The organism is Bacillus cereus group sp. BfR-BA-01355 (assembly GCF_022663675.1).
Lineage (GTDB): Bacteria > Bacillota > Bacilli > Bacillales > Bacillaceae_G > Bacillus_A > Bacillus_A thuringiensis_S.
The window spans coordinates 1-7,010 of sequence record NZ_JAKUFY010000169.1; the positions used below are offsets into that span (position 1 = coordinate 1).

Here is a 7,010-nt window from a genome sequence, read left to right on the forward strand (position 1 = left end):
TTACGAAAGATTATCCGGAATTTTGGTCAGGTCATAATAATTTAGCCATTGCACATTTTCAATCTGGCAATGTAGACAAGGCACTGAAGTTAACAGAAATGATTTTAGAGAAAAATCCTGGTAATATACATGCGCTTTGTAATACGCTTATTTTTCTATATTCAATTGGAGAGCATAAACAAGTAGAAGCGTTAGCGGGACAGCTAGTTTCAGTATATCCGATTTCATTTGAACATCGTTTGAAACTGGGAACCACACTTGCAACGATTGGTTATTTCGAGCATGCATATAAATGGTTCAAATTATTAAAGCGTCAAGGATACGAGGGAGACGTTAGTTTTTATTATTGGTTTGCATATTCTGCTTATATGGTGAAAGATCAGCAACTAGCTGAAAAAATGTGGCAACATGTCGTGGAATTGCACCCTGATAAAAAAGGAAAAGAGCCCTGGAATGCGCTGAATTTAGCAGGTGAAGGACAAAGTTTGCTATTTGAAGAATTACGAAAATCATTTCAGCAAAGTGCGACGTTAGAAGAACAAATGCTGGCTTTATATTTAATGAATGAATTGTCAACGCCGGAGAAGGTTGGATTCTTCTTTGATATAACGCAAGCGAAGAACGGTGTTCCCATCGTATCACAACTTGCAAATTACTTCTTTTTACTTAATAGTCATAAGAGTATTCCAGCTGATTTACAACAATTTGAGCAGTGCGTACGAATCGCGGATGCATTATACAATTATACGAAAAAAGATGATGAATTAATTGAAGAGTGTTTACACTTTTGGTTTTGTACGTTCATACGTTTATATACATCTGGAGATATATTTACAAATGTGTACGGCTGGTCAGCTGCGATTGAATACATTGTACGCGGCGAACAAGGAAATAAAATGACACAGTCGGAGCTTGGAGATGTATATAATGTATCTGTAGCGACCGTCCGAAAGTATGTGCAAGCTGTTAAGCGTACGCACACATAAGATAAGCAAATCATTGGGAAAAAAATGATGCTAACAGTATAATGAGGGTAACTTAATTGTGTAGGAATGGATAGGAGTGAATAGTGTGTCAGAAGAAAAAATTTATGATGTCGTTATTATTGGTGCAGGACCAGCTGGTATGACAGCTGCAGTATATACATCTCGTGCAAATTTAAGCACATTAATGCTTGAGCGTGGTATTCCAGGTGGCCAAATGGCAAACACAGAAGATGTAGAAAACTACCCAGGTTATGAGTCTATTTTAGGACCAGACTTATCAAATAAAATGTTTGAGCATGCGAAGAAATTTGGTGCTGAATATGCATACGGTGATGTGAAAGAAGTCATCGATGGTAAAGAATACAAAACAATTATTGCTGGTAAAAAAGAATATAAAGCACGTGCAATTATCGTTGCAAGCGGTGCAGAGTATAAAAAAATTGGTGTACCGGGTGAAACAGAACTTGGCGGCCGTGGTGTATCATATTGTGCAGTATGTGACGGGGCATTCTTTAAAGAAAAAGAACTTATCGTAATTGGCGGCGGAGATTCTGCTGTTGAAGAGGGTGTATTCTTAACGCGCTTTGCATCAAAAGTAACGATTGTTCACCGTCGTGACACGCTTCGTGCACAGAAAATTTTACAAGACCGTGCTTTCCAAAATGAAAAAGTAGATTTCATTTGGAACCATACTATAAAAGAAATCAACGAAGCAAGTGGTAAAGTAGGAAGTGTAACACTTGTCGACGTAAACAGTGGAGAAGAGAAAGAAGTCAAAACTGACGGCGTATTCGTATACATCGGTATGTTACCATTATCAAAACCATTTGTTGAACTAGGTATTACAAATGAAAATGGTTACCTTGAAACGAACGAACGTATGGAAACGAAAATTCCTGGTATTTTTGCAGCTGGTGATGTTCGTGAAAAAATGCTTCGTCAAATTGTAACTGCAACAGGTGACGGTAGTATTGCAGCACAAAGTGCTCAACATTACGTAGAAGAATTATTAGAGGAATTAAAAACTGTATCAGAAAAATAAGGGATAATATACCTTGTGAGAAGAAAGCTACCGACAGGAGCTTTCTTCTTTTTTTGTTTGAAAATGTCAAAGTTTTGTCAAAAAATATTAGGATTATAAGCTTTCTTATTGATATACTGGACTTTACGGAAAAAATCACTATAAGAAATGAGGAATTTATTCAGTATGGAATGGCGTAATATATATCGTGGATTTTGTATGGGCGTTAGTGATTTAATTCCTGGTGTGAGCGGCGGTACAATCGCTGTTGTGTTAGGGATTTATGAACAATTGCTTGCGGCAATTAGTGGATTCTTTAGTCGTGAATGGAAAAAACATTTAGGATTTTTAATTCCCCTTGCAGCTGGTGTGGCAGCAGCATTTTTAACGTTAAGTCACGTTATTAAATATTTACTTGCAAATCATTATGAACCGACTCAATTTTTCTTCCTCGGTTTAATTATTAGTATATTACCGATGTTAATGAGAGAAGCTGATGCAAAGTCATCGTTTAAAGGTAAGCACATTGTTTTATTAATAGTTGCAGCAATTCTTGTTGCGATTACAGCTTTCTTTAAACCAGATAAGGCAGCAGATCCAATTACGACGTTAACAATTTTAAATGCAATTGGTTTATTTTTCACAGGATGGATGGCTAGTATGGCCATGCTGCTTCCTGGGATTAGTGGATCGTTTATTTTATTAATTATTGGTGTGTATCCAACAGCAATTAACGCTTTAACTACACTTAATTTACCTTTAATCGTGGTTATCGGTGCTGGTGTTATGGTCGGATTTGTTGTAAGTAGTAAAGGCATTAGTTTTTTATTAGATCGTTATAAAAGTATGACATTTGCGGCAATTATTGGACTTGTAATCGGTTCGATTGTAATTGTGTTCCCTGGGATTCCGACTGGCGGATTTTCAATTATAAGTTCGATTATTACCTTTATTTTAGGATTTGCGATTGTTACTTATTTCGGTAAGAAATAAAGGCTTTAATCCCCTTGGCGATAAAAATCGTTAAGGGGATTTTTTATGCTATTCATTGAAAGTCTAAGCATTTACATTGCTTGTTATAGAAAGCTTTTTTAAAATTGTTGAGTAGCATATGCTTAACGAAAGAGGACTGGCTCCTTCGTTGTAGCAAACTGTTTTTGATAGTATAATGAAAGAAGTATGCAGTGAGGAATTTTACTGCAAGTAGCTGAGGTGAAGAAACATGCAAAGAGTGACAAACTGTGTGTTAATTAGAGATAATGAAGTACTCTTACTCCAAAAACCTCGCCGAAATTGGTGGGTTGCACCAGGCGGGAAAATGGAGCGTGGTGAGACTGTAAGAGATTCCGTTGTTCGCGAGTATCGTGAAGAAACAGGTATTTATTTGAAAAACCCAGCGTTAAAGGGGGTCTTCACCTTTGTCATCCAAGAAGGTGATAAAGTTGTTTCTGAATGGATGATGTTCTCCTTTTTAGCGACAGATTTTGCAGGAGAAAACAAACTAGAGAGCGAAGAAGGCATCATTGGTTGGCATACATTTGACAAAATTGATGATTTAGCAATGGCGCCAGGAGATTATCACATTATTGATTACTTAATTAAAGGAAATGGCATAATCTACGGTACATTTGTATATACCCCAGATTTTGAGTTGCTTTCATATCGATTAGATCCGAGTTAAACCGTCAAGGAGAGGATACGATGACAGAGAATAATGATATAAAAATGGTAATTATTACAGGGATGTCTGGAGCTGGAAAAACAGTAGCTTTACAAAGTTTTGAAGATTTAGGATATTTTTGTGTAGATAATTTGCCACCGATGTTATTGCCAAAGTTTATTGAACTTATGGCGGATTCAAAAGGGAAAATGAATAAAGTGGCACTTGGTATTGATTTACGTGGCCGCGAGTTTTTCGAACATTTATGGGGAGCGCTTGATGATTTATCAGAACGTACATGGATTATTCCTCATATTTTATTTTTAGATGCGAAAGATAGTACGCTTGTAACTCGTTATAAAGAAACGAGACGTTCGCATCCACTTGCACCAACTGGTTTGCCGTTAAAGGGAATCGAAGCAGAGCGCGATTTATTAACAGATATGAAGGCACGAGCGAATATTGTGCTTGATACATCGGATTTAAAACCGAAAGAATTACGTGAAAAAATTGTTCACTTGTTCTCAACAGAAACTGAGCAAGCATTTCGTGTAAATGTTATGTCATTTGGATTTAAGTACGGTATTCCAATTGATGCAGATTTAGTATTTGATGTTCGTTTTTTACCAAATCCATATTACATTCCACATATGAAGCCATTAACAGGACTAGATGAAGAAGTTTCTTCGTATGTACTGAAATTTAATGAGACACATAAGTTTTTAGAGAAGTTGACGGATCTGATTACTTTCATGTTGCCTCATTATAAAAGAGAAGGCAAAAGTCAACTTGTAATTGCAATTGGATGTACAGGTGGACAGCATCGTTCTGTTACGCTTACAGAATACCTTGGGAAACATTTGAAACCAGAGTATAGTGTTCATGTATCTCATCGTGATGTGGAGAAGAGAAAGGGCCATTAAGGGATGAAAAAAGAGAGAAAGCCTAAAATTGTTATCATGGGAGGCGGAACTGGACTCTCTGTTTTATTAAGAGGATTAAAGCAATATCCTGTTGATATTACAGCAATTGTTACAATCGCTGATGATGGTGGCAGTTCAGGTAGATTACGTGATGAGCTAGAAATTCCACCTCCAGGTGACATCCGTAACGTACTTGTTGCGTTATCGGATGTAGAGCCACTGGTGGAAGCTTTATTTCAGCACCGTTTCACAACAGGGGACGGACTGAAAGGTCATGCGTTAGGAAATCTATTGTTGGCAGGTATGACCTCAATTACAGGAGACTTTTTCCATGCAATTACGGAAACAAGTAAAGTATTAAATGTCAGAGGACGTGTATTACCAGCAGCGAATCAAAGTGCGGTACTTCATGCGGAACTTGAAGATGGAGAAATTGTAACAGGCGAATCAAAGATTCCTTATTACGGAAAGAAGATTAATCGTGTCTTTTTAACTCCAGAAGATGTAGAGCCATTGCATGAAACCTTGGCTGAGATTAAACGAGCTGATTTACTCGTTTTCGGTCCAGGAAGTTTGTATACAAGTATATTACCCAACTTAGTTGTTAATAAAATTGGGGATGCTGTTCTTGCTGCAAAGGCGAAGAAGGTGTATGTATGTAACGTTATGACACAAGCGGGTGAAACGATGGGATATACTGCTTTTGATCATGTGCAGGCGTTACACGATCATTTAGGGCAACCATTTATCAATACTGCAATTGTAAATAACCGTGATATTCCTTGTGAATTACGTAAGTTATATGAGGAAGAAATGTCTACACCAGTTGTAGTGGATGAAGAACGTTTTGCTGAAAATAATATTGATGTCATTCAAGGTGGATTAGCGAAGTATGATGATCGTGTTGTAAGGCATGATACGTTAAAGTTAGCTTCGATTTTATATTCATTGTTATAAATATGCGTTGCCTCGTTTGAGGTAGCGCTCCTCATTCATATAGGACAAGAATTTTGTTCCATAATAATCGTATAAGGAGGTGTTGACTGTGTCATTTGCATCAGAAACAAAGAAAGAGCTGACGAACCTTGAAATGAAGGAATGCTGTGAAAAAGCTGAATTATCAGCGTTACTTCGAATGAATGGATCGCTTTCTTTTTCAAACCGTCGTCTATCTATTGATATTCAAACAGAAAATGCGGCAATTGCAAGAAGAATTTATACGCTTTTGAAAAAGGGATATGACGTAACGGTAGAATTGCTTGTTCGTAAAAAAATGCGATTGAAGAAAAATAATGTATATATCGTAAGGCTTGTTGAGAAGTCTCGCGAAATATTAGCCGATCTTCATATCGTGCGAGATGACTTTTCATTTATTCGAAATATATCACAAGAATTGATTGAGAAGAAGTGTTGTAAACGATCGTATTTACGCGGTGCATTTTTAGCAGGTGGTTCAGTAAATAACCCAGAAACATCATCTTATCATTTAGAGATCTTTTCGTTATATAAGGAACATAATGATGCTATATGTGAACTGATGAACGGATTTGATTTAAATAGTAAGACGCTGGAAAGAAGAAAAGGGTACATTACGTATTTGAAAGAAGCGGAGAAAATTACGGAATTTTTAAATATTATTGGTGCTCATAATGCGCTTTTAAGATTTGAAGATATTAGAATCGTACGTGATATGCGTAATTCCGTAAATCGTTTAGTGAACTGCGAAACAGCTAATTTAAATAAAACAATTGGTGCAGCGCTAAGGCAAATTGAAAATATCCGCTATATTGATGAGACGGTTGGTCTTGATATATTGCCAGATAAACTACGAGAAATTGCGCAGCTACGAAGAGATTATCAAGATGTAACATTGAAAGAGTTAGGTGAGATGGTATCCGGGGGGAAAATTAGTAAATCGGGTATTAATCATCGTTTGCGTAAAATCGATGAAATTGCAGAGAAATTACGCGCGGGGGAAACGGTAGCAAAAAAATAAGAGGTTAAAGGGGAAATGGAGCTGTGGTTCAAAAACGAGTTCAGGTTTCATTAAAAAACGGTTTACAAGCACGTCCGGCTGCGTTGTTTGTACAAGAGGCAAATCGCTTTCATGCAGATATCTTCATCGAGAAAGATGGAAAGACAGTAAATGCAAAGAGCATAATGGGGATTATGAGCTTAGCAATTGGAACTGGTAGCATGATAACAATTACAACAGAAGGTTCAGATGCAGAAGAGGCTTTAGAAGCATTAGCTGCATATGTACAATAAGAAGCTATCGCGTATATGCGATAGTTTTTTGTTTTGTTGCTTGTGCGGATTAGCGGGTAGGGGGTATGTAGTTGGTTTGTCCTTGTCGGAGATTGTCGGTAAATCGATATGTTGTGTCGAACCGTTGATATATTAAAAAAATCGTTGATATA

Annotated in this window: 8 protein-coding genes; all 8 read left to right on the forward strand. The window is 37.0% G+C overall.

From position 1 onward, the window contains the following. Nucleotides 1–986, forward strand: a 986-nt coding sequence (locus MR167_RS29470) for a tetratricopeptide repeat protein (protein ID WP_242316094.1), incomplete at its 5' end; no start/stop codon positions are given. A gap of 85 nt (nucleotides 987–1,071) precedes the next feature. After that, nucleotides 1,072–2,028, forward strand: a complete 957-nt coding sequence (gene trxB, locus MR167_RS29475; RefSeq protein ID WP_001288077.1) for a thioredoxin-disulfide reductase — start codon at nucleotides 1,072–1,074, stop codon at nucleotides 2,026–2,028. A gap of 165 nt (nucleotides 2,029–2,193) precedes the next feature. Beyond that, complete coding sequence (locus MR167_RS29480; RefSeq protein ID WP_242316095.1) at nucleotides 2,194–3,000, forward strand: DUF368 domain-containing protein; 807 nt, start codon at nucleotides 2,194–2,196, stop codon at nucleotides 2,998–3,000. Between the two features lie 229 nt (nucleotides 3,001–3,229). Next, nucleotides 3,230–3,688: an NUDIX hydrolase gene (locus MR167_RS29485; protein ID WP_001190080.1), complete on the forward strand. Its 459-nt coding sequence runs from the start codon at nucleotides 3,230–3,232 to the stop codon at nucleotides 3,686–3,688. A 20-nt stretch (nucleotides 3,689–3,708) separates the two neighbouring features. Next, complete coding sequence (rapZ, locus tag MR167_RS29490; RefSeq protein ID WP_000138458.1) at nucleotides 3,709–4,590, forward strand: RNase adapter RapZ; 882 nt, start codon at nucleotides 3,709–3,711, stop codon at nucleotides 4,588–4,590. A 3-nt stretch (nucleotides 4,591–4,593) separates the two neighbouring features. Next, nucleotides 4,594–5,547, forward strand: a complete 954-nt coding sequence (locus MR167_RS29495) for a gluconeogenesis factor YvcK family protein (protein ID WP_242316096.1) — start codon at nucleotides 4,594–4,596, stop codon at nucleotides 5,545–5,547. Nucleotides 5,548–5,635: 88 nt separating this feature from the next. Next, nucleotides 5,636–6,586, forward strand: coding sequence for a DNA-binding protein WhiA (gene whiA / locus MR167_RS29500; protein ID WP_000006563.1), 951 nt, complete (start codon nucleotides 5,636–5,638; stop codon nucleotides 6,584–6,586). Nucleotides 6,587–6,609: 23 nt separating this feature from the next. Further along, complete coding sequence (locus tag MR167_RS29505; protein ID WP_000250307.1) at nucleotides 6,610–6,858, forward strand: HPr family phosphocarrier protein; 249 nt, start codon at nucleotides 6,610–6,612, stop codon at nucleotides 6,856–6,858. The last annotated feature ends 152 nt before the right edge of the window (nucleotides 6,859–7,010 follow it).

Bases quoted from the DNA above. Each gene is read 5' to 3' on its own strand.
- rapZ (WP_000138458.1), top strand. From the start codon at position 3,709: ATGACAGAGAATAATGATATAAAAATGGTAATTATTACAGGGATGTCT.
- MR167_RS29485 (WP_001190080.1), top strand. From the start codon at position 3,230: ATGCAAAGAGTGACAAACTGTGTGTTAATTAGAGATAATGAAGTACTC.
- MR167_RS29495 (WP_242316096.1), top strand. From the start codon at position 4,594: ATGAAAAAAGAGAGAAAGCCTAAAATTGTTATCATGGGAGGCGGAACT.
- MR167_RS29480 (WP_242316095.1), top strand. From the start codon at position 2,194: ATGGAATGGCGTAATATATATCGTGGATTTTGTATGGGCGTTAGTGAT.